The sequence below is a fragment of the Flavitalea plasmicola genome (assembly GCF_030546645.1).
In the GTDB taxonomy this organism is placed as follows: Bacteria; Bacteroidota; Bacteroidia; order Chitinophagales; family Chitinophagaceae; genus Puia.
Map to the genome: position 1 here is coordinate 256,727 of NZ_JAUOTO010000006.1, position 23,012 is coordinate 279,738.

At 52.8% G+C, this 23,012-nt stretch carries 17 protein-coding genes; 9 read left to right on the forward strand and 8 right to left on the reverse strand.

All coding sequences use genetic code 11. The features are described from left to right. Positions 1-16: 16 nt before the first annotated feature. On the reverse strand, positions 17-2,023 hold the full coding sequence (locus Q4E93_RS22775; protein WP_303589232.1) for a carbohydrate-binding protein: 2,007 nt from the start codon (positions 2,021-2,023) through the stop codon (positions 17-19). Between the two features lie 354 nt (positions 2,024-2,377). Here Q4E93_RS22775 and Q4E93_RS22780 point away from each other — a divergent pair, with 354 nt between their 5' ends. The 3 genes from Q4E93_RS22780 (at position 2,378) to Q4E93_RS22790 (ending at position 9,400) form a co-directional block, all read left to right on the forward strand. Then, the gene (locus Q4E93_RS22780) at positions 2,378-6,532 is read left to right on the forward strand and encodes a glycosyl hydrolase family 18 protein (protein ID WP_303589234.1); all 4,155 of its coding nucleotides are present in this window, start codon (positions 2,378-2,380) and stop codon (positions 6,530-6,532) included. Between the two features lie 443 nt (positions 6,533-6,975). Next, the gene (locus Q4E93_RS22785; RefSeq protein ID WP_303589236.1) at positions 6,976-7,821 is read left to right on the forward strand and encodes a murein L,D-transpeptidase catalytic domain family protein; all 846 of its coding nucleotides are present in this window, start codon (positions 6,976-6,978) and stop codon (positions 7,819-7,821) included. Positions 7,822-8,089: 268 nt separating this feature from the next. After that, positions 8,090-9,400: an ATP-binding protein gene (locus Q4E93_RS22790; protein WP_303589238.1), complete on the forward strand. Its 1,311-nt coding sequence runs from the start codon at positions 8,090-8,092 to the stop codon at positions 9,398-9,400. Between the two features lies 1 nt (position 9,401). Here the strand turns inward: Q4E93_RS22790 and Q4E93_RS22795 are convergent, their stop codons facing one another. Further along, on the reverse strand, positions 9,402-11,621 hold the full coding sequence (locus Q4E93_RS22795; protein WP_303589240.1) for a carbohydrate binding family 9 domain-containing protein: 2,220 nt from the start codon (positions 11,619-11,621) through the stop codon (positions 9,402-9,404). A 177-nt stretch (positions 11,622-11,798) separates the two neighbouring features. Here Q4E93_RS22795 and Q4E93_RS22800 point away from each other — a divergent pair, with 177 nt between their 5' ends. From Q4E93_RS22800 to Q4E93_RS22825, 6 genes are all read left to right on the forward strand, one after another. Next, positions 11,799-12,848 (forward strand): sensor histidine kinase, encoded by a 1,050-nt coding sequence (locus Q4E93_RS22800; protein ID WP_303589242.1) that lies wholly within the window; start codon positions 11,799-11,801, stop codon positions 12,846-12,848. A 4-nt stretch (positions 12,849-12,852) separates the two neighbouring features. Next, the gene (locus Q4E93_RS22805; RefSeq protein ID WP_303589244.1) at positions 12,853-13,593 is read left to right on the forward strand and encodes a LytR/AlgR family response regulator transcription factor; all 741 of its coding nucleotides are present in this window, start codon (positions 12,853-12,855) and stop codon (positions 13,591-13,593) included. 37 nt (positions 13,594-13,630) lie between these two features. Continuing rightward, on the forward strand, positions 13,631-14,830 hold the full coding sequence (locus tag Q4E93_RS22810) for an NAD(P)/FAD-dependent oxidoreductase (protein WP_303589245.1): 1,200 nt from the start codon (positions 13,631-13,633) through the stop codon (positions 14,828-14,830). Between the two features lie 74 nt (positions 14,831-14,904). Beyond that, positions 14,905-16,452, forward strand: a complete 1,548-nt coding sequence (locus Q4E93_RS22815) for an FAD-dependent oxidoreductase (protein WP_303589246.1) — start codon at positions 14,905-14,907, stop codon at positions 16,450-16,452. Positions 16,453-16,530: 78 nt separating this feature from the next. Next, positions 16,531-17,325, forward strand: a complete 795-nt coding sequence (locus Q4E93_RS22820; RefSeq protein ID WP_303589247.1) for a peptidase associated/transthyretin-like domain-containing protein — start codon at positions 16,531-16,533, stop codon at positions 17,323-17,325. Further along, positions 17,277-18,581 (forward strand): M20 metallopeptidase family protein, encoded by a 1,305-nt coding sequence (locus Q4E93_RS22825; RefSeq protein ID WP_303589249.1) that lies wholly within the window; start codon positions 17,277-17,279, stop codon positions 18,579-18,581. The genes Q4E93_RS22820 and Q4E93_RS22825 overlap by 49 nt, the downstream gene beginning before the upstream one ends. 474 nt (positions 18,582-19,055) lie before the next feature. On the opposite strand, the gene Q4E93_RS22830 is transcribed toward Q4E93_RS22825, so the two are convergent. The 6 genes from Q4E93_RS22830 to Q4E93_RS22855 all read right to left on the reverse strand — a co-directional run bounded on the left by Q4E93_RS22830 (position 19,056) and on the right by Q4E93_RS22855 (position 22,838). After that, positions 19,056-19,700 carry a hypothetical protein gene (locus Q4E93_RS22830; protein WP_303589251.1) on the reverse strand — a complete coding sequence of 215 codons (645 nt, stop codon included), beginning with the start codon at positions 19,698-19,700 and terminating at the stop codon, positions 19,056-19,058. Positions 19,701-19,711: 11 nt separating this feature from the next. Beyond that, the gene (locus Q4E93_RS22835) at positions 19,712-20,161 is read right to left on the reverse strand and encodes a hypothetical protein (RefSeq protein ID WP_303589253.1); all 450 of its coding nucleotides are present in this window, start codon (positions 20,159-20,161) and stop codon (positions 19,712-19,714) included. Positions 20,162-20,322: 161 nt separating this feature from the next. Further along, positions 20,323-20,955: a response regulator transcription factor gene (locus tag Q4E93_RS22840; protein WP_303589254.1), complete on the reverse strand. Its 633-nt coding sequence runs from the start codon at positions 20,953-20,955 to the stop codon at positions 20,323-20,325. Further along, positions 20,955-21,746, reverse strand: a complete 792-nt coding sequence (locus Q4E93_RS22845) for a sensor histidine kinase (protein WP_303589256.1) — start codon at positions 21,744-21,746, stop codon at positions 20,955-20,957. The genes Q4E93_RS22840 and Q4E93_RS22845 overlap by 1 nt, the downstream gene beginning before the upstream one ends. Continuing rightward, positions 21,716-22,372 (reverse strand): hypothetical protein, encoded by a 657-nt coding sequence (locus tag Q4E93_RS22850; protein WP_303589258.1) that lies wholly within the window; start codon positions 22,370-22,372, stop codon positions 21,716-21,718. Before Q4E93_RS22850 ends, Q4E93_RS22845 begins: the two co-directional genes overlap by 31 nt. 4 nt (positions 22,373-22,376) lie before the next feature. Further along, positions 22,377-22,838, reverse strand: coding sequence for a hypothetical protein (locus Q4E93_RS22855; RefSeq protein WP_303589260.1), 462 nt, complete (start codon positions 22,836-22,838; stop codon positions 22,377-22,379). Positions 22,839-23,012: the final 174 nt, after the last annotated feature.

A 23,012-nucleotide genomic window follows, 5' to 3' on the forward strand; every position in this document is an offset into this window, starting at 1 on the left:
TCCGCCTATGAAAAAACTAACGTTTAATAAACATCTTCGTCACCATCTTTGCCTGACTGCTGATCACCAGCGTATAGACGCCTGGACGGAGCTGCGACACATCCACATGACCGCCCGCCCGTTGCAGGGCGATCACCTGCTTGCCGGAGATGTCGTACACCCGCACCTGCCCGCCGGTGAGCTCTTCACTGACCAGTATACGCAAGTCATCATGCACAGGGTTCGGGTAGATAGAGAGCCCTTGCGGGGTGCCACCAGTTACTTCCAGCGAAACAGCCTGCGCGCCAGCCGCCACAGTTTTACTGGCTGCACTGGCCGAAGCGCCCAGGTAGGTGATCTTCACCCAGTTGAGGTTCCAGCCGCCGGTTACTGCATATACGCCGAGGTTATACGTGCCGGCCGTAACGTTCACCGTGTTGGAAACAGTGGTCCATGTCTGCCAGCCACCCGTAGCCGGTATGCTCACAGCACCCAGTTGAATGCTGCCGGCATTCAGGTCCAGCGATAAGTTGCCGCCGCTGACACTGGCCACCCGGTATTCGACTTTATAGGCGCCGGTGGATGGGAAATTGATATTGTAATACGCCATCCAGTCACCCGCGTCTACATAGGCGACGTCTGCTCCGCCCCCTGCATCTGTGCAGGTCTCCGTTTGGATGCCGCTCATGTTGCTGTAGCTCTCTGCCTGCACCGTCGTGGTGAACACAGCGCTCACAGGCGTAACCTTGAGCCAGTTTACATTGAAGCCGCCCGCCGCCGCATACAGGCCCAGGGAATAGGTGCCCGCCGTTACATGCACGGTCAGTGATATAGTGGTCCAGTTCTGCCAACCGCCGGTGGAAGGCACATCAACGCTGCCCAGCTGAATGCTGCCGGCATTCAGGTCGGCGGATATTTTCCCGCCGCCGCTCAGGCTGGCTACCCGGTATTGGATCGTGTAATCGCCGGTGGTGGGGAAGCTGACATTGCTGTACGCCATCCAGTCTCCCGTATCGATATAGCCCACGTCGGATCCGCCGCCGGCATCCGTGCAGGCCTCCGTTTGTATGCCTGACATGCTGCTATAGCTTTCCGCTTCGATCACGCCGGTGTTGCCGCCACCGCCGCCGCCACGGCTTACCACTACATCGTGTATGGCGGACAGCAGCGAATAGGCGCCGGTAGCATCCTGGCTAAGTTCCCACATCATAATGCCGCCACCCTGGTCGAATGCCAGGTTGGTCTTGCTCTTAATAGTAGTAATGCCATTATAGCCCACCCCATCGAACGTATCCGAATAGGGATCGGCCCCACGGGCGATCAGCGCGGCATAGCTCTCCCAGGTGGGATGACCGTAAAAAGGCACGCCCAGCACCGTTTTGGCGGCAGACAGCCCGCGACCCCTCCAGTAATTGACAGCTTGTACGGCCAGCGCGTAGGTGGAATGCTGGTAGTCGTTCTCATCATAGGCCATAATGTTCAGGAAATCCACCACGTCGAAGACGCCGTTCAGAATGCTGGATCCTCCATAGGCCACCACCGCCGCCGTCAATAGCTTGCCGCGATTATGCATCTCCGTTGCCAGCTGCTGCATCAGCGCTAAATAATTGCCCGCGGAACCTCCGTCATCCGGGTACTCCCAGTCGATGTCCACTCCGTCCAGCCCATACTGGGCTACGAAGCTCACGAGGTTGTTCACGAAATTGGTGCGGTAAGTGGCGTTGCCCGCCAGCGTTTCGAAATGACTGTCATCGCCATTGTTCCACCCGCCTACCGAGATCTGCGCCTTCACGCCGTTTGCATGCGCCGTGCTCACCAGGCTTTGCAACTTGGAGGCATTGTCAATCGCCTGTAAAGAGCCGTCGGCATTGGGCAGCAAAAAGGCATAGTTGATGTGCGTCAGCTTGCTGTACTGGACGGCGCTCACACTGCCGGCCCAGGACGGCATATAGCCGACCACCTTGAATTGCGCATCGGCCACGCCGGCGGTCAGCAGCAGGGATAATAAGACCACAAAAGTTTTTAGTAAGATTTTCATCTTCATGGGGATGGTTTTGAAATTAGAAAATGGGGAAAGGATATTCCACGGGAGAGGGAAGGGGAGGCATGCCAGGTTTTAATAGGATAAAGTTTGTTCATAGCGATGATCACTGCAAGATAGTGTCATCATCCGCTTTTTGTAATCGCCCTGCAGAAGAAAATATCTGGCGCTAAGTGATAACCGTTATAGAATATTCTATATACCCGCATACACGCGTGAAACTACTCGTGACATTACGCATGCCGCTGCAGAAAACACTTTGTGTGCATAAAAAAATTTTCAGTGAAGCAATTACAAGCGCTTCATTCGATATACTTTTCCATGGTGCTTAATTATTTCATCAAACCTTTATCTGTTATGCAAACCTTTCCACAAAGAATCTATCTTACACATGATGCACGCGCCCGGTTCCGAAGCGTGCTGGCTCATTTCACCGCTCACCCTCCCGTCCGACTACGACGACTGCTGGCTGTCTGCTGGCTGCTCTGCCTCCTGACCACTGCGGTACAGGCGCAGGTAAACCCACCGGTTCCTGCCACGACCAGTCGGCACAACAAGCAGGTCATAGGCTATATCACACAGTGGGATGCCTGGAAAGAAGTGGCTAACCTGGTGCCCAAAGGAGGCTACAACCAATTGAACGTGGACTACTCACAGTACACTATTCTAAACTTCTCCTTTTTCGGCGTTGCGCAGGACGGCTCTTTGCACAGCGGGGATTATCGCAACCAGAACATTTACCAGGTAGGCGCCGTCCAGGCTCCCGCACCCCTGGTGAATACGGATATCTACAGTAGCTGGGATATGTACCTGCTTTACGGAGAGCTGGAGACCCTGTATTATATTTCCGACGGCAGCAACGCCTACAACCAGGGCTATCGCAATGATGGCGGCGGCTGGAAGAATGTCAACACGGGCGCCACCGGCGCATTCCCTCTGTCCGTGCATAAGGACGGCGGCGCTCCTGGCGTCATAGACCTGGCGCACCAGAAAGGAGTAAAAGTAATGGCCTCCATCGGGGGCTGGAGCATGTGCAAGCACTACCCGGAAGTGGCAGCGGACGCCGCAAAGCGCGCTAAATTCATTGCTTCCTGCCAAACGCTCATGGGCATGGGCTTCGACGGCATCGATTTCGATTGGGAATATCCCAACGATCCCGGGATGAACATCGAGCATTACAGCGCAGCCGACTATAACAACTTCGCCCTGCTGGTGGAACAGGTGCGGGCAGCCATCGGCAGCAGCAAGCTCATCACCGCCTGTTTCTCCGCTGCTCCGGCAAAGCTCAACGGCTTCGACTGGACAAGGTTGAATAACTCCATGAACTATTTCAACCTGATGACCTATGATTACAACGGCGGCTGGTCCAACAAGGCCGGTCACAACGCACCACTGTACGATTACCCGGGAGCCGAGTACGCCAACTTTTCCGTCAATGCAACCGTGCAGGCGGTGAAAGCCCTGGGCGTCAACATGGCCAAGGTCAACATAGGCGCGGGGTTCTATGGACGCGGTGTGGTTACCGCCGGCCCTGCCGCCCTCAATGGCGCTACCAGCAAACGCGCTGAAACCTTACAGCCCGACGGACCCGTGCAGACCTGCGCGGATTTCACCAACTGGTCCTTCTGGACAGGTACGCCCAACTACAGCTATATCGTGCAGGCTACCGCCACTGGCTGGACAGAGTACTGGGATGACGTTGCCAAAGTGCCCTATAAGACCAATGGCAACTATTTCCTCAGCTACGACAACGAAAGGTCAATAGGGCTCAAGGCGCAGTACGTCAAAGACAATAGCCTCGCCGGGGTCATCGTCTGGCAGGTCTATGGCGATATGACCAATATGACCGCCAATACCGTTGCGAAAGGCAAGCTGATCTATTGCCCCAACACCACCTCACCCCTGGTAAACAAGATCAACGCCGTATTCGCGGATGGCGCCACCACCAACACCCCGCCAACGGTCAGCCTGACGGCGCCTGCTAACGGCGCCACCTACACGGCGCCTGCCGGCATCACGATCACCGCCACTGCCGGCGATGCCGACGGTACGGTTTCGAAAGTGGAGTTTTACAACGGCGCCACGCTGCTGGGCACCGCCACATCCAGCCCTTACTCCTACACCTGGAGCAATGCCCCGGCAGGAACCTACAGCATCACCGCCAAGGCAACGGACAATGGCGGCGCATCGACGACGACTGCAGCCGTATCCATTACTGTCAACAACGGCAATAACAATAACCCGGGCGGGAAAGTGATCGTAGGCTACTGGCATAACTGGGGCGCAACCACGGACTCGCCGCCCTATATCGCCTTGCGCGACGTCAACCCCAAATACAACGTGATCGAAGTCGCCTTTGCCAGCAGCGGTTCGGACTATGCTACCATGAGCTTTGCTCCGGCCAATGGCACTGCCGCTTCCTTCATCTCCGATATCCAATCCCTGCAAGCACAGGGTAGAAAAGTGCTGCTCTCCATCGGGGGACAGAATGGAACGCTGATCCTTTCGGGCGCCACGCAAAAGCAGGCGTTCATCTCCTCTATGGAGACGCTCCTGGATCAATACAATTTCGATGGCTTCGACCTCGACCTGGAAGGAGGTCTCACCTTGCAGCTGGATAATGGAGACAACAACTTCACCAGCCCCACCACCGCCAAAGTAGTGAACCTCATCGCCGCGGTGAAAGAGATCATCAGCTACAGGGCAGCAAAAGGGAAGACATGCTGGCTGACCATGGCGCCTGAAACCTATTACGTCCAGACAGCATATGCCAACACCTATTCTCCCCTGGTAGGCGCCTACCTGCCGGTGATCTATGGATTAAAGGACCAGCTGACATTCATCCATCCGCAGCTATACAACACGGGGTCTGTCAACGGCCTGGATAATAGGGTATACTCCCAATCCACACCCGACTTCATTGTGGCCATGACCGAAATGCTGCTGACAGGCTTCCCCGTGTCCGGCACCGGTCAGACCTTCCCGGCCCTGCGCGAAGACCAGATCGCCTTTGGGTTGCCTGCCGTATCTTCCGCCGCGCCCTCCGGCGGCTACCTGGCGCCTTCCGGCGTGAAGCAGGCCCTGGACTATCTGACAAAAGGAACCTCCTTTGGCGGCGCATACACCTTGCGCAAAGCAGGGGGCTATCCCGGCCTGCGTGGCATCATGACCTGGTCCATCAACTGGGACAAGACCAACAACGATGAATTCGCCACCAACTACTACGCCTATTTCTTCGGGAATGGCAATGGCGGCAATACCCCGCCTGTCGTAAGCATCACCGCTCCTGCCAACAATGCAAATTATACTTCGCCGGCTGCGGTCACCATTACAGCCGCTGCCAGCGATGCGGATGGCACCATCGCCAAAGTGGAATTTTACAATGGCGCTACGCTCCTGGGTACCGCTACATCCAGCCCTTATTCCTATGCATGGAGCAATGTCCCCAACGGCACGTATTCCCTTACGGCGAAAGCCACTGACAACGGAGGCGCCGTCACCACTTCAGCGGTCGTTACCATCATAGTGGGCACTTCCACAGGCACAGGCTGCAATGGCATCGCGGCGTGGAGCGCCACCGCCGTTTATACAAACGGCAACCAGGTAGTGTACAACAACAAGGTCTACCAGGCAAAATGGTGGACGCAGAACGAGCAGCCGGACATCAGCACAGGCGACGGGAAAGTATGGGCGTACGTGGCGGATTGCTCAGGCGGCGCCAATAACACCCCGCCTGTCGTCAACATCACGGCTCCTGCCAACAATAGCACGTTTACCGCACCCGCTACCGTCACGCTCACGGCCACAGCCAGTGACGCGGATGGCGCCATCGCCAAAGTGGAATTCTACAATGGCGCCACGTTGCTGGGCGCCGCTACCGCCAGCCCCTATAGCTATACCTGGAGCAATGTTCCCGATGGCAGCTACTCGCTCACGGCGAAAGCAACGGACAACGGCGGCGCAACGACTACCTCCGCCGCGGTTTCGATCACTGTCACGGGAGGCACCGGCGGTACGGTCAACTGCACCGGTGTAGCCACCTACCAACCTTACCCGGCTGTATACAACAATGGCGATCGGGTAGTATACAACGGCGTGTTATACCAAAGCCTGTCGGACGCCTTGTACAACGTTACACCCGGCACGGCCGACTGGTGGTGGAAACCCCTGGGCACCTGCAGCAGCGCTGCGGTAGCTACGGCAACGGCATCCACCGGCATGTCTTCGCAATTGACTACCGAAACCTCCGTGACATGCAGCGTATATCCCAACCCGGTAACAGGCAGCAGCCTCCGGGTATCGCTGACAGCCAGGGAGGGAGAAAGACTGAAGATCGAACTATTGGATATCAATGGCCATAGCCCCATACGGAAGAAGGAATATACGGCAAACCTGCAAGGGCAGCAATTCCTTACCCTGGATATGAGTGGCGTGCCGGCCGGTATCTGGTTGCTGAAGATCGTGCACGTGGACAGCGGCGTTACCAGCGTAATCAAGGTGATCCGCCTGTAATGGAATAGAAAGAAAAACCCCCGGAACGATATTTCCGGGGGTTTCTTCATTGGAGAGACCCACCCGTAATTTGCTTACTGATTTATGTTGACCCATATTGATGCTCGAATACGAGGTCGCTCCTAAGGGGATGCCTGTATAGCAAGCCACGCACATAGTATAAAAATAACATATGTATGCCCCTCCTCACCAGTCCTCGCTACGCCAATCTTCAAAACCGCCCCAAAAAAACGTTAAAAACGCTTGCACAAACCCTCCCCGGCGATTACTTTTGTCTTGATCTCAATCAACGCTTTTGACCATCCGTACCAATCTCCTCGAATTACCATCGCTTTAGATTTTTCACTTAACTAACCTTCCACGCCAGTCCTCCCATCCTCTGAATTTCCGGCAATCCATTAGGCTATGAACTACTAACAGTAGTTAATCCTAAAACACCCTTTATGACAACGCCGGTACAGTATTTTGGCAAACTTTTGTGCCTGTCACTTTTTGTAGTCCCCGCGCCCCTGGAGGAAGCCAAGAAGTCCAACCCCCTCGAACTTTTATCTTTTTACACAACCTACCATGCTGACGCCGCGGCCATCAATAAAACGGCCGCAGCCAGGACCGCCAAAGCAAAGGCCGCAGCCTCCCGCTTCGCCGCCGCGCAACGTGCCGCCGCCCGGAAAGCCGAGCTAAAGCTCATCGGCATGGAAGCCAATATAATGTTTGAAGAAATGCAGCTGGCGGATTCCGGCCTGAATGAAAAAGTGCTGGAATACGCACTGATAGGCTATCACAGGCTGCTGAAAAAACACGCCCTCCGTAATACGGATATCCTCTCCATCTGTGACTTCAGTCAATCCTCCAGCTTGAAAAGAATGTACGTCATCGACATGCGCACCCGGAAGCTCCTCTACCGCAACTACGTCGCCCATGGCATCAGCTCAGGCGAAGAGTTCGCTAACTCTTTCTCCAACGCACCCGAATCCCACAAAAGCAGCCTGGGCTTCTACGTCACCAGGAGCACCTATTTCGGCGAGAACGGCCTTTCCCTCCGCATTGATGGAATGGACAGGGGTTTTAACAGCCTGGCCAGCGAAAGGAACATCGTCATCCATGGCGCACCCTATGTCAGCGAACGCATCCTGCACAAATACGGTGTCATGGGAACTACTTTCGGCTGCCCCGCCATCCCCGAGGAATTGACCAACCAACTCATTCCCCTGCTGAAAGATGGCAGCTGCTTCTTTATCTATTACCCTTCCCAAAACTACCTGACCCACTCCTCCATCCTCAACGGTTAATTGGAAAGGCCCACTGCCTTTCTCTTTCATATTGAGCCCAGGACTTGCAAGCTTCCGGTGTCTGTACGCTGACCCGGATGCTGCTTTTTGGGGTCCGGCATAAATCGTTAAAAACAAGAAATTTAGAAAAGCCTTTCCCCTCACAACACTTTTATGTACGTAATTATGTAATCCATCACACTTTTACGTACGAAAAAATGTAAATCACCACACTTTAATGTACATAAAATCGTAACTTAGCCCATTAATATGTACCAATTTTAAACAAATGAAGCGCCATGCAACCTCCTTTCTGACAACCTGGAAAGCCTCAGCCACCCGCAAGCCCCTAATAATCAGAGGCGCCCGCCAGGTAGGTAAAACCTGGGTCATGAAGGAATTCGGCCGTAGCCAATATGAGCAATGCGCCTACGTGAATTTTGAAAGCAATGCGGCTTTAAAAACATTGTTTACCACAGACTTTAATATTCGCCGGATCCTGACTGCCATTCAAATAGAAGCAGGCGTAACAGTAGAACCCGGAAATACGCTGATCATCCTGGACGAGATCCAGGAGGCGCCGGGAGCATTGACATCCTTGAAATATTTCCAGGAGAATGCTCCCGAATACCATGTAATATCCGCCGGATCGTTGTTAGGGGTCGCACTCAATAATCACACCTCCTTCCCTGTTGGTAAGGTAGACTTCCTCGATATGTACCCCTTGGATTTTACAGAATTCCTGGAGGCAATGAACGAAACGGCATTAGTGGACCTGGTAAAAAAACATGATTGGGAATTGATCAAAACCTTCAAATCCCGCTATATCGAGCTGCTGAAACAATATTATTATGTAGGGGGAATGCCCGAGCCTGTGTCAGTCTTTATAAAAAGAAAAGATTTTAAAGAGGTAAGGCAAATACAGCAGCGCATACTCAACGCTTATGAACAGGATTTTTCTAAACATGCTCCCAACGCCATCGTTCCCCGGATAAGGATGCTGTGGAACGCAATTCCATCGCAGCTGGCAAAAGAGAACCGGAAGTTTATTTATGGATTGATCAAAGAGGGGGCCAGGGCGAAAGAATACGAACTGGCAATGTCCTGGCTTATCGATTGCGGATTGATACATAAAGTTAATAATGTCTCCAAACCAGCCATTCCGCTAAAAGCATATGAAGACTTCGGCGCCTTTAAATTATTTCTTGTCGATGTCGGGTTGCTGGCAGCAATGGCAGAGCTGGACGCCGGCTCCCTGCTCGAAGGAAATGCTATGTTTGAGGAGTTCAAAGGTGCGCTAACGGAACAATATGTTCTTCAACAGCTGGTTGCCCTAAAAGAAGGAAGCATCCACTATTGGTCCCCTGGCAATGCCCGCTCCGAAATAGATTTTCTGGTCCAGATCGCAGGCAATGTGATCCCCATCGAAGTAAAGGCCGCCGAGAACCTGAAAGCTAAAAGCCTGCAGGTGTACCATCAGAAATATAATCCCGTTACAGCCATCAGGACCTCCATGGCTGATTTTCGGAAAGAGGAATGGATGATCAACTTACCGCTGTATGCTATTAGGGAAATATTTCGATTGGCGGTGCTGAAATAATTCAGAACTGCTTCAAAAAACTCACCTTGCTGATCGCAGCATTCATCCGGTCCGCCACCCCACGGTCCATCATCCCCCTGCTATTCCATACCAGGTACACATAACACAACGGCCGGTACTCCCACGAGAACTTCACATTCAGTGCCTCCGACGCATTCGAGCTATTATGCTGATAGAACGCCACCAGCTGCAGCCGGGGATTCCACGCCAGCCTCGCCTGGACATTATACAGGTAATAAGTGGCAGACAGTCTGCCGGCCCCCAGGTCCTTTACAGCATAGCTCTCCACACTCCCGCTGAAGGCGGCCATCGGCAAAGGCGAATATCGTAACGAGACCTTGTTATACGCCAGCCGCCCATCATAATAACCGCCCAACGACAAATTGTAGTAAACACTCCATCTGCGGGACGCATCGCTGGACACCTCGATGCTTGGCCGCGCATACCTATACCTACCCGGCTGGATGGACGCATTCAAGGGCTGGAACGCAGCAGACAACCGCTGATAACTATACGCACAAACCAGTCCGACATATCCGCCATTTTGAAGCTCGAGCCACACGGGCCATACATTCACCCGCGCCTCCTCCAGCTTGCCCGTGTGCAGTGTGTGCAAAAAATCCGTCGACATGCCCGGCGAGAAAGATCGTAAGAAGGACGGCAGCCATTTGCTTCTCGACGTGAAATAAAATCCCGGCGAAGTACACATCACATTGTTCCGGTTGACAAACCCCATACCCGGGCTGTAATGTTGGCTGACAAAGGACTCGTTCAGCCAGCCAGTGAAAAAATTGTCCTTGTAAAAAAGTTGACCATAGCCCGCCATTCCCCGTTGATCAACACCCGTGCCGTTCGTCCCGCTCACCATGCCGGAAGCCTGCCATTTCTGAGTGATCCGGTAAAATCCATCCAGGGCAGCCGTCCAGCTATGCCCTCCGCTTCCTTTCACACCTGCGATCTCATCAACTTTTGACGTCACCAATCCACCGATCTGAATAGCCCGTTTCCTGCCCAACCGCTGCGTCCACCTGCCCGCAAAAAAATCGGTAGCTCCCGTAGAATCGGAGGAAGGCGCCTGCCGAATGGCCATGACGGCCGCCGCCTGGTTATCGCCCCTGTAAACATAACGGCCGCCATACCGGATATCCACGGGATTGCCGGCGCCATCCAACCCTATCTTCCGGCTGAAGAATGGCTGAATGGTCATCTGCGTTTGCTTATTGCCATCCGGATTCAGGTCAAGCCCCGATTGAAGCAGGCTGGCATTCTCCAGGAAAAAAGGCCGCTTCTCCGGGAAGGACACGGAGAAACGCTGCAGGTTGTTGACCTGCTGATCCACATCCGCCTGGGCAAAATCCGTATTGACCGTGAGGTCCAGCACCTGGTTGGTCTTCAGGGCCCATTTGACATCACCCCCCGGCTTGAAGGACACCGTAGTGGCGCTGCCCCGGTGATCCTGCCGCGCATTCACCAGCGCATACGGCTGCACCCGGATATTCGTCCCCGGCCTGGGCAGCTGCAGACTGTCCAACAATCCTTCATAAGCCATGCTGGTCAATGTGTACTCCCTGGGAAAAGGCGACCAGCTGTAATAGGCATTGCCCGTCCTTCTCTTCCTGACGAAGTTGATCCCCCAGGTCTGGAGGTTCCCCCCATTGCCGGGATAACGCAGCGTCTTCCAGGGGATCGCAATTTCCGCGATCCAGCCACTGTCGCTCCTGCTGGTGCGGACCTTCCACAAGCCATCCCAATCGACATCGAACAGCCGGTTGTCAAAACAAAGCACATCCCGCTGTACCCCATATGGGTTCACCAGGAAAGCCATCGCATTGCGCGCATCATGAAAGCCATCGATCAGGATGGCGATATGATCATGGTCCGGCGGGTTGAAATCTCTTTGAAAATTGGGCACGCGCAGCCCGCCTTTTCCGACACTGTCACCACAGATCGCGGCAATATACAGGTACTCCTTATTGTACAGCAGCTTCACGGCGGTACGCTGACCGGGGATGCCGCCCTGCAGCGGATCGATCTCCCCAAAATCACGGACGACAGGCGCATATTGCCAGGCCGGCTCGTCCAGCGCTCCATCGATCACCACAGACGTATCGATCCTCGTGGCGACCACCCGCTTGGGAGGCTGAACAGGATCAAAAGTGCTTTGCGCAGCCGCTTCGACAGTCAAAGCACAGGCGAATAAAAAGACAAGTCGGAGATACATACTTCAAAGAAAGAAATATCCCGCATCCTCGTCTCCATTATTCGACCAGCCGCCGATCTTCCCCGACATTCGACCATCAAAATCATCCCTCTCCCATTTGCAGTGGAAAACGGGTTGTTGGTCGAAAAACTTCCTTCCTGCTATGCCGGCCCCGCTTATTTCTCTACTTTTAAAATCATGATAAAGGATTTCAGGATAGCAGGCAATCGTATACTTACCCATCTGGTCTTCTGGTCAGTCTTCTTCCTGGTGAATGGGTTCGTATGGGGCTATTGCGCGGAACAGGCCACAACAACTTATTTCCGCAATGCATTCTGGGGCGAGACGAAAGAATTGCCTTTTCTCTTCGCATTGGTCTATCTCAACCTTTACGTGCTGATCCCGCGCTTCTTCATTACCAAGCAATACTTCGGCTACTTACTGACCGTTCTCGGCTCTTTCATCATAGCTTCCATGCTTATCCGAACGATCCAGCCCTCAGAAAACACCGCTCTTCCCGCTTACCTCTATTCATTGGGCAGGATCATCATGCTGAATATCTGCCCGGTGTTTTTCGTGGCCACCTTTATCAAACTGTGGCAGCTCTGGTACCGGCAGCTGCAAATGAACCGCGAGATCCTGGAAGAAAAGCTAAAGGCCGAGCTGAACTACCTGAAAGCGCAGGTACACCCGCACTTTTTATTCAATACCCTGAACAACCTGTATGCGCTTACCCTCGCCCGTTCCGAGGCAGCGCCGGGCGTAGTGCTGAAACTGTCCGCCCTCATGCGCTATATGGTCCATGACTGCAAATCCGAAAAGATCCCGCTGGAACAGGAGATCCAATCCATGGCCAGCTATATCGAGCTGGAAAAGATCCGCTTCGACCAGCGCCTGGAAATTTCATTTAACGTGCACAACGCCATAAAAGGGCCCGTGATAACACCCCTCATCCTCCTTCCCTTTATCGAGAATGCTTTCAAGCATGGACCTTCCGTCAACACGGAACATGCCTGGATCACCATCGACCTGATGATAAAGGAAAAGATGCTTTTCTTCAAGGTGGAGAACAGCAAAACGCCCGTCGCCGACAGCACCGCCCCGGAAGAACCATGCGCCAATGGCTTCGGCCTAAAGAATGTGGAAAGAAGACTAAATTTGTTATATCCCGGCAAATATTCACTGGAGAAGAAAGACGACCTGGAATATTATGCCATCGACCTGAAACTTGATCTTTCAGAAAATTGAAAAGATGCATCGGATAAAATGCCTGATCACCGAAGACGAGCCGCTGGCAAGGGATGTGCTCTGCAAGTACATTGCAGATCTGGCTTACCTGGAGCTGACCGGCGTCTGCGCCGATGCGATGCAAACACTTCACTTCCTGAAGACCCGGCCCGTCGATCTGCTCTTCCTGGATATCATGATGCCCCGCCTGAATGGCATCGACATGCTAAAGACCCTGCAGCATCCGCCCCGGGTCATCCTGACGACAGCCCATCCCGATTATGCCCTGCAGGCCTTCGAGCTCAACGCCATCGATTATTTACTGAAGCCCATCCCTTTCGAACGCTTTGTGCTGGCCGTCAACCGCTTTTTCAATTTCCGTCCCGCAGGCGACTTCCCCTCCTTTGCTATCGATCCCGGCGAGACCAGCACACCGGCGGCAGAGGACGGATTCATCTACCTGAAGGCAGAGAAGAAAATGGTCAAGCTGTTCCTGAAGGATATCATCATGATCGAAAGCCTCCGGGATTATGTGAAGGTGATCACCACCACCCAGCAGATCGTCAGCTACCAGAAGATCAGCTACCTGGAAGAGCGCCTGCCCGAGAAAAAATTTTTACGCATCCACCGCTCCTATATCATTGCCGTGGATCAGATCCTTTCTTTCAATACCACCTCGGTGGACATAGCCTCCCGCAATCTCCCCATCGGGCGATCCTATAAGGACATGGTAATGCATGTGCTGAAAGTGGAAAAACACAGGTAGGCCGGGCGGGGGGTATAATTTTTTCTACAGCTGTATAATGGACTTACGCACTGACTACCCATTCTGGCTATTGGACAAAGGCATCCTGGGGACATACCCTTCCCTGGAAAAAGACATTGCAACAGAAGTGGCGATCGTCGGCGCCGGCATCAGCGGGGCGCTGATAGCCTGGCAGCTGTGTAAAGCGGGAATACGCTGCGTCATGGTCGATCGTCGGCACGTAGGAATGGGTAGCACCGCCGCTACCACCGGGCTGTTGCAATATGAGACAGACGTCCCGCTGGTGGAGCTCTCCGCTAAAGTAGGAGATAAGAACGCGGCCGACAGTTACCTGCTCTGCAGCAAAGCCATCGATGAATTGGGAATGCTCAGCAAAAAATTCCATCACGCTGAATTTGCCCGGCGCCCCAGCTTCCAATACGCCTCATTCAAAAAGGATGTCAGCGCACTCAAAAAGGAATACACCCTCAGAAAAGCCCTCGGTCTGCAGCTCGACTGGCTGGACCGCGAAGACGTCAAAAGCCTGTATGGCTTCCACAAAGAGGCCGGCCTGCTTTCAAAACAAGGCGCAGAGGTCAATGCCTACGGCCTCACCCACGGTATATTGGCGGCATGCCGGAAAATGGGAATGGAGGTATATGATCACACGAACATCGAAACCATCCGCCACCAGCGCAACAGGGTACAGCTCATCACGACAGATCAACACCGCATTCATGCGCGGAAGGTGATCATTGCCTGTGGCTATGAATCCGGCGCCTGGCTTCCCAAAAGAGTAGACACCCTGTTTACTACCTATGCCATCATCAGCGAACCGGTTCCCGAAAAAATGGGCTGGCACCAACGCTCGCTCATTTGGGAGACGGCCCGCCCTTATCTCTACCTTCGGTCGGCAGGGAACCACCGCATCATCATCGGGGGCAAGGACGACGACTTTTCCAGCGCTCACAAAAGAGAGGAAGCCCTTCCCCGAAAGGTAAAAGAACTGGAAAAAGCATTCTCCCGTCTTTTCCCGCACATCCCTTTTAAAACAGATTTCCGCTGGGCCGGCCTCTTCGCCGGCACAAAAGACGGCCTGCCTTACATCGGCCAGCTTCCCCAACGCAAGCACCTGTACTTTGCCCTGGGCTTCGGCGGCAATGGGATCGTCTTTAGCCAGATCGCTGCGACCTTGCTGCGCGACCAGCTCACAGGTAAAAAGAACAGGTACGCGGACATTTTCCGGTTCGACCGGTGATCCTGCTCAGCGCGTGCTGACCCGCCCCCCGGCGCAGGGACCAATATTTGCATAGCACATCCTAAACACAGACCATGATACCAAGGGACGGAGCCCTCACCAGCTTGTGGCAGGGCACGACGGCAAGAGAAAAAGAAAGCCTTACTGGCAACAGGATCTCCCTGGAAGACCAGCAGTACGACGTAGTCATCGTTGGTGGAGGCATCACCGGCCTTACAACGGGTCTGCGCTTGCAGGAAGCCGGCTTCAAATGTGCCATCCTGGAAGCAAATACACTTTGTTTTGGCACGACAGGGGGCACCACCGCCCATCTCAATACCGTGCTCGACACCCCTTATCCCACTATCATCAAAAACTTCAATAAGGCCACCGCTCAGTCAGTAGCCGATGCTGCAAAAGCCGCTATCCGGCTGGTCCGCTCCAATATAGACAAATACAACATTGCCTGCGGTTTTGAAATGGCCACCGCTTATATGTTCTCCCAATCGGAAGACCAGACAAAAGAGCTGGACGCCATTTATGAAGCCAGCCGCGACCTGGGGATCGACATTGCCTATACAAACCAGATCCCCGCCGAACTGAAAATGTCAAAAGCCGTCGCCATAAAAGGTCAGGCGAAATTTCACCCCACCAGATATGTCATGGGGCTGGCTGCCGCCTTTCAATCCCTGGACGGGCGCATCATCGAGCATTGCCGCGTGACAGGGGCGGAAAATGAAGACCCCATCAAGGTACATACCGAACAGGGTGATATCCGGTGCACTTATCTGATCTATGCCACCCATATTCCCTCTGGCCTGAATATCACCATGGATACCCGCTGCGCACCTTACCGCAGCTATGCCATGGCCGTAACGCTGAAAGGGGAATACCCCGACGGCCTGATCTACGATATGTATGACCCGTATCATTATTACCGCACCCAGAGCATCGACGGACGATCTTATTTCATTGCAGGTGGAGAAGACCACAAAACAGGACATGTGGAAAACACCCAATCCTGCTTCCTGAAGCTGGAAGCACATATCCGTGCCCATTTCAAGGTAGTGGACATCGCTTATAAATGGTCCTCCCAATACTTCGAGCCCGTAGACGGATTGCCATACATCGGGCACCTCCCCGGACAACCGGGCAATATGCTGGTGGCCACCGGCTTCGGCGGCAACGGTATGATCTACAGCGCTGTTGCAGCGCTCACCTTCCAGGAAATGATCCTCCGGGAACCTGAAAAATTTGCGCCCGTCTTTAATCCCAACCGGCTGAAACCCATCGCAGGATTTTCAAACTTTGTGAAGGAAAATGCGGATGTGATGAAAAAGTGGATCGGCAAGCTGTTGCCTTCAGACAAGCTTGCTTCTTTTTCCGACCTGGCGCCCGGCGAAGGAAAGGTGGTGAAAGTGGAAGGCGACACCATTGCATTATATAAGGACGAGCAGGGCGAGCTCCACGCTTTATCTCCCACCTGTACCCACATGGGCTGTCATGTCACCTGGAACACCATGGAAAAATCCTGGGATTGCCCCTGCCATGGCGCCCGGTATTCCGCGGATGGAGTGGTTCTCACCGGACCGGCCGACAGGTCCCTCGAAAATATAGACGTTCGAAGCCTGGTGGAAGGGTAAGCCCCGTTAACAAAATATTGTTAAATAACACGTAGGCAACCCCGTGGCTTTTTTATCGTACCTATCTTTCAACCAGGTATGCGTTTATCAGAACTTCTGCTAAAAAAGTCAGTACACACCCTAAAAAAGCAGGTACACGCCGCCGTAAAAAAGCCGGCACTCACCGCCGCGCTCGCACTGACCCTGCAGACCGCCCTCGGACAAATGCAGATCACCGGCACGGTATACGATAAAAGCCTGCAATTCGCGATGCGGGGCGTAAGCGTCATGAGCGCTTCCGGTGCCGGCACCCTCACCGACTCATCAGGCCACTACCATATTAAATTACAACCGGAAGACTCCATCTATTTCTCCTACCTGGGCCGGGCCACGCAAAAATTTCCCGTCCGGGAGATCCCCTTAGGCTATCCCTTCGACATGAGCCTCGAAATAGCCGTGGATTCCTTACCCACCGCCTTCGTGAGATCCAAAAGCTACACCCTGGATTCCCTGGAAAACCGGCGGGAATACAAAAAGATCTTCGACTATGGCGCCAACTACCTTTCCAGCATCAACACACCCCGCACGGGAGGGGTGGGAGTGGGCCTGGACCTGGATATGCTTTTCGACGGAAAAAAGAACCGCCGCATGCTCGCCTTTCAGGACAGGCTCCAATGGGAGGAAAAAGAGAAATATGTCGACCACCGCTTCACCAAGGCCATCGTCAAAAGGATCACGGGCCTGCAATCTCCCGCCCTCGACACCTTCATGCGGCAATACAGACCCAGCTACGACCTGATCCAGGGCTGCGAGACAGAGTACGAATTCTATAAATATATCCTGGAATGGAGCAGGTTCTTCGAAAAGGATTGGCAGGCGACGCATCACGAGTAAGCACAACGGCCAATAAAGAGTACATTTACACCCGGTTTCAAAAAGGCCATGAACTGACCATGCTGGAGCAACAAATAAAACAGGCGGCGATGGAGATCGCCGGGGACATCATTCATCTCCGCAGGACCCTGCATACCCACCCCGAACTATCTTTCCAGGAATATGAGACATCCGCTTTCATCAAAGGCGAGCTGGACAAGATGGGCATACCCTGGAAAGCGATGGCCGGCACAGGCATCCTGGCAACGATCCGGGGAACGCAGCCCTCGGACAGGACCATCGCCCTCCGGGCCGACATAGACGCCCTTCCCATTACGGAGCTGAACAACGTTGCATACAAATCCCGCATCGACGGCGTCATGCATGCCTGCGGGCATGACGTACATACCGCTTCTCTCCTGGGGACAGCCCGCATTCTTTTATCCATCCGCGAGCATTTCGGAGGCACGGTCAAATTGCTTTTTCAGCCCGGAGAAGAAAAATTGCCGGGAGGCGCCCCCATGATGATCCGGGAAGGCGCCTTGCGCGATCCCGTCCCCGCGGCCATCATCGGCCAGCACGCAATGCCCTCCATCCGATCCGGTAAGATAGGGATCAGGAAGGGCGCGATGATGGCTTCCATGGATGAGATCATCGTAAGGGTAAAAGGCAAAGGCGGCCATGGGGCCATGCCGCACCAGAACGTCGACCCCGTCGCCATCGCCTGCCAGATGGTGGTCGGGCTGCAGCAGATCATCAGCAGGATCGGCAACCCCATCATCCCCAGCGTCCTTTCATTCGGAAAGTTCATCGCCAACGGCAGCATCAATGTCATACCAGACGAAGTATACATGGAAGGCACCTTCCGCACCATCGATGAAGCCTGGCGCGCAAAAGCCCATGAACAGATGATCAAGACAGCCACGGGTATCGTCGAAGCATTCGGCGCTACTTGCGAATTCACCATCAACAAAGGTTATCCCGCGCTGAGCAACCACGAAGCGCTGACCACCGATATCGAAACCTTTGCCGTCGAATACCTGGGCCGGGAGAACATTGAATATCCCGATCTGTGGATGGCAGCGGAGGACTTCGCCTATTATGGGCGTGAGATCGACGCCTGCTTTTATTTACTGGGGACAGACAGTGCGGCAGGCGATAAGCGCAACCCCCTGCACAATCCCCGGTTCGACATCGAAGAAAATACCCTAGCCCTTTCCACAGGACTAATGGCCTGGTTCGCCATCCGCAGCCTGGGATATGGGCGGCCGTCATAACCAAAATGCAAAATCATCATACGTTATGATCCATTTTTTAAATACGGCACCGCTGCAGTCCCCATTGGTGTAGATGAATTCCTCGTAAAATGTCCTTGTTGTGAAACCCATACGCCAACGGATGTGATGGTCTCCAGCCGTTACTGTTACTTTTATTGGATTCCCTTCGCACCGGTCGGGAAAGAAGCGACCCTCATTTGCACCAAATGCGGACTGAAAAGAGCGGAGATCCCCTTCGATGCCGGACTAATAAACAATTTCGAAGAGATAAGATCTAAATTCAAACATCCGCCATACACTTATGCGGGACTCGGCTTCGTAGTCGCTATGTTTTTGCTTATCCTGTTGAATGCACTGGGATCAAAGTAGATCCTGTCCGGTGGTATTGTTTTGGATAATCTCTTAAAACCTATCTGAAATGAATTAAGCCCGTAAACGGTCGTCTACGGGCCTGGAAAAAAGGAGGGAAAAGAGCTACTTCTTTGACATATCGAAAGGATACAAGGTAGCCCCGGGTAAAAACTGGTTAATTCCTTTGAACGCCGTTGAGCTGCTCCTGACAAAAAACCATCTGTAATCACCATTCACTACAGCGAAACGAATAGTTTTTGCCTTGTACACAAAAGTGATGTCAGGATACTTGGTGGAGCCTGTAGGCCCCAGCGCCATGTCCACTTTGCTGCCGCCCGTGAAATGTAAGCTGACATTGGGAGCCGTCCAGGTCGTTTCATCCAGTGTAGTCTCCGTACTGTTATTCAGCTCCGCATGCACCATGACAGCCGTGCTGCCGGCCAAGCTTTGAATATTCGTCAATTTGTTGTCTCCCGACACGCCCGCTTTGAATCCATTTCCGTTTGACATAGCCACCGTGACCATCCCGTTCTCCACCTTCCACGTACCGGAAGTCTCGCCTGCCAGATCGTACCAGGTCACCGCACCGCCGTCCTTGAATTCCATGCTCAGCGGCTGGGCGCCGTCTCCATTATTGAATTCACCCGTCCATATGGTATTTTTAAAGGAAGCGCTGGGATCTGATGTAGCACCATCTTTTTTACAGCCCATAAAACCAAAACTCGCCAGCAGCATAAGCCCGCCAGCTATATATCTCAGCCTTTTCATATTCGTAGTTTTTAATATTTCTTTATTAATGATTCACCGATATGGCGTACAGATTCCTGCATGCGCTCGGGGGAGAGCGTATGGGACAGCAGAACGAGCAGCGCACCATAATAAGGCTGTTCGTGAGGCGGCAGCGGTTGCGGACTAAGGCCCGCTTCCTCTACGCCCAGCAGCTCATACCAGGGTATGGGCGGTATGGGCGGCTTTGGCCAATAACACAATTCATCTTCATATTCCAGGGTTTCTTTCCCGGAATTAAAGAGCAGCTTACCGACACGCAGCAGCTCTTTTGATATCCCGGCATCCTTGACTTCCTTTGAAATATCGTTGATGACCGTAGCCGCCATCACATGGCGTGCGCCTGCCGAGAGCATGGGGACGTGGGGCTTTAATGGTTCGTACAGCCTGGGGTCCAGGTGTGCTAAGAACACGAGCAAAGATGTTCTTGATGTGAGGTTCATAACAATTTGTTTAAGATGATTAATTTTTTATCCTGAACAAATGTATGTTTACCCGAAGGCGCGGACAATCCCATAGACATGGTAAATGTCACGCCATTTCACTGGCAAATACCATGAACATGGTAGCCTGCCACCGTCTCTCTTCCGAAATTCGTCGGACATTAACCCTGTTTATTTCCGAAACGTGCATTGATCTGTGCGCGGGAGTGCACATTGAGCTTCTGGTAGATGTTCTTGATGTGTGAGTTCATCGTCTCAGGCGAAATGAAGCATTTCGCGGCAATCTCTTTATAGCTGAGTCCCTGTATGAGCAGCTCCAGTATTTCATGTTCGCGCTTGGTCAGGTTGAATTCATCCACATTGGGCGCCGCCTTTTTCTTGTGAAAGTACTCCATCACCTTCTTTGCGATCAGCCCGTTCATGGAAGCCTTTCCTTCATTCAATTCCTTGATGGCGTCAAGGATCTTTTGCGGCGGGTCTTTTTTCAGCAGGTAGCCGTTGGCGCCCGCCTTGATAGCAGCGAATATCTTTTCATCTTCTTCGAATACCGTCAGCATCAGTATCCTGATCTCCGGGAAGACCTCTTTCAACTCGATCACCGCATCGATCCCGCTTTTACCGGGAAGATCGATGTCCATGATCAAAACATCGGGCATATCCTTAACCACATCATCGAGGATGTTCCGGCAATGCTCCCGTTCGAACAGGATCTGGATATCGTCGGCTCCCGTGAGGATCAGCCTCAAAAGGTCCCGATATCGGCTCTGATCTTCTACAATGGCGGTTTTGATCATTACAAGACGTTTATAGCGTTGGTTTCCGTGTACGTAAGCCTCACCGTTGTTCCGCTTCCCGCTTTACTTTCGATCCCGAATGCCGCAGGCAACATGGCGGCACGGGAGTGCATATTCTTTATGCCCGCCCCCTCGCCCGGCACATCGGCCCCGAAGCCTTTTCCATCATCCCTGATGCTGATAGACACTACGTTGTTCAAAAAGCCCACATGTGCATAGATATTCTCTCCGCAGGAATGTTTTACAATATTATTCAAGGTTTCCTGGAGAATGCGGAATATGATGATCTGTTTTTGTATTTCAATGGCAAGCGGGACCCCTTCTTCGGAGTAATGCACAAGGAACAGCTTGGTTTTGCGTATCCTGTCCAGTTCCGCAATAAAAGACTTTTGCCAGCCAAGACGGTTGATATTTTCAGGATTGATGCTTCTGGAAATATCCCTGAGGCTATCCATGGCCTCATTCAGCAGACCATCGACCTCTGATACTTTTTCGGTTTCCGTCGCGGACACGGACATGGATCGTATATGAACCATCGCGATGGAGATCAGCGTGCCCACATTATCATGCAGCTCACGGGAGATACTTTCAAACGCCTGCGATTGGATCTCTAAGTGCGCACGCAGTAATTCCCGGTCGAAATTGGTTTTCATTTCGAATTTTTCACGGTGGAACCTGTACTTCCTTCGCTGATTGATAAAAAGAGAGACCACTATAAGCCCGGTTAACAACAGGATGATCAGCGTGCTGGCAAAGAGGATCAGCGTGACTTCCGAGAATTTCTCTGGCATAGGAATCCTGTTATGATGAGTAGGTTCAGTAAGATAGCGAAGGAATTGGAGAAATACGAATAGTAGAAATTGGTGAATTCCTTATAGTGCCCCCATAAATAGTTGAGCATGCCGAGAAAGGGGACGGTACAGCCAAAATAGAGGATGAATCCAAAACTAAACCAGAACCAGGGATCCGCGGTCACGGACGCATTGTCCTCACTTAAATATAATTGCCTGAAATAGGCTGCTGCAAGAAAGATCATGAAAATGCTGCCCGCGACCAGCATCATCGTCTGCAGCTTGCTGACGCCGGATACGAGGGATTCAGCCAATACCAACAACGGAAACACCATGTAGAATGCCCGGATAGCCAGGTGAACGTATTTATGTTTCACCTGACCGTCATATAAATAGGCCAGGACCAGGTACATCACCCAGAAATAGAAATTATAGAGCCAGTGGTTCTTCACGCCGTAATACTTGGTAATATGCCCGCACAGATCGATACAAAAATTGAAAACCCAGAAGGCAGCGAGCATTCTCAGCGCAAAGGGGTAATGACGGCGGAAGCTGATCAGGCTGACGGCGGCGGCGCATCCGACCACTACCAGGGGAAGCGTGGATATTAGTAACTTGACATTCATCGGATCATTTCGTGCCAACCATAGTCACCGCCTTGGTCGGACTGGGTGGGTTCAGGCCGGTACCTTTCTCCGGTATGCCCGGCATCAGGGTAGTGATCATATTATTCAGAACAATATCATCCGCCGCAAAAGTAAGATCACTTTCGATGGTGAAGTTCTTTGCCGGCACCATGGCGATGGTGGCCTGTGTAAATGCGCTGGATGCCTCGTGCCATTTACATCCTTTGGGGATGTCCCCTGCCGGAAGTGCCAGCGGAAGAGCCAGCGCCGGAAGCGTCTCGCCCGTCTGGAGCCGAAGGAAATATATCCTGACGCTGTCGGCCTGCTGCTTTTTGATCTCGGCAACAAACTTCTCCAGGTCCTCCAGTTTGATCAGGGCCGAAGTGGTGACAAAGGGCAGTGCTTTATTGTCATTGAAATTCGAGATCCATCTGCTTAGCTCGCCTGTTATAAAATCCGTTTGCATGAAATGGAATTTAAGGTGATAAATATAATGCGTGAAGGTAGCGGGAATGGCGACACGGACAATACCATGTTTATGGTAAAAGTTAGATAAGCAAAAAGCGCCTGGCGGGAATAGCTTTCCGGCGAACGTCAAAAAAAGTTATGATTTATTGATGGGTTACTCATAGATTAATTT

What these genes read in the sequence shown, in the direction of transcription:
- Q4E93_RS22815 (WP_303589246.1), top strand. Translation starts at nt 14,905, where the DNA reads ATGATACCAAGGGACGGAGCCCTCACCAGCTTGTGGCAGGGCACGACG.
- Q4E93_RS22810 (WP_303589245.1), top strand. Translation starts at nt 13,631, where the DNA reads ATGGACTTACGCACTGACTACCCATTCTGGCTATTGGACAAAGGCATC.
- Q4E93_RS22805 (WP_303589244.1), top strand. Translation starts at nt 12,853, where the DNA reads ATGCATCGGATAAAATGCCTGATCACCGAAGACGAGCCGCTGGCAAGG.
- Q4E93_RS22840 (WP_303589254.1), bottom strand. Translation starts at nt 20,955, where the DNA reads ATGATCAAAACCGCCATTGTAGAAGATCAGAGCCGATATCGGGACCTT.
- Q4E93_RS22785 (WP_303589236.1), top strand. Translation starts at nt 6,976, where the DNA reads ATGACAACGCCGGTACAGTATTTTGGCAAACTTTTGTGCCTGTCACTT.
- Q4E93_RS22775 (WP_303589232.1), bottom strand. Translation starts at nt 2,023, where the DNA reads ATGAAGATGAAAATCTTACTAAAAACTTTTGTGGTCTTATTATCCCTG.
- Q4E93_RS22825 (WP_303589249.1), top strand. Translation starts at nt 17,277, where the DNA reads ATGGAGCAGGTTCTTCGAAAAGGATTGGCAGGCGACGCATCACGAGTA.
- Q4E93_RS22780 (WP_303589234.1), top strand. Translation starts at nt 2,378, where the DNA reads ATGCAAACCTTTCCACAAAGAATCTATCTTACACATGATGCACGCGCC.
- Q4E93_RS22795 (WP_303589240.1), bottom strand. Translation starts at nt 11,621, where the DNA reads ATGTATCTCCGACTTGTCTTTTTATTCGCCTGTGCTTTGACTGTCGAA.
- Q4E93_RS22790 (WP_303589238.1), top strand. Translation starts at nt 8,090, where the DNA reads ATGAAGCGCCATGCAACCTCCTTTCTGACAACCTGGAAAGCCTCAGCC.
- Q4E93_RS22830 (WP_303589251.1), bottom strand. Translation starts at nt 19,700, where the DNA reads ATGAAAAGGCTGAGATATATAGCTGGCGGGCTTATGCTGCTGGCGAGT.
- Q4E93_RS22835 (WP_303589253.1), bottom strand. Translation starts at nt 20,161, where the DNA reads ATGAACCTCACATCAAGAACATCTTTGCTCGTGTTCTTAGCACACCTG.
- Q4E93_RS22845 (WP_303589256.1), bottom strand. Translation starts at nt 21,746, where the DNA reads ATGCCAGAGAAATTCTCGGAAGTCACGCTGATCCTCTTTGCCAGCACG.
- Q4E93_RS22850 (WP_303589258.1), bottom strand. Translation starts at nt 22,372, where the DNA reads ATGAATGTCAAGTTACTAATATCCACGCTTCCCCTGGTAGTGGTCGGA.
- Q4E93_RS22855 (WP_303589260.1), bottom strand. Translation starts at nt 22,838, where the DNA reads ATGCAAACGGATTTTATAACAGGCGAGCTAAGCAGATGGATCTCGAAT.
- Q4E93_RS22800 (WP_303589242.1), top strand. Translation starts at nt 11,799, where the DNA reads ATGATAAAGGATTTCAGGATAGCAGGCAATCGTATACTTACCCATCTG.
- Q4E93_RS22820 (WP_303589247.1), top strand. Translation starts at nt 16,531, where the DNA reads ATGCGTTTATCAGAACTTCTGCTAAAAAAGTCAGTACACACCCTAAAA.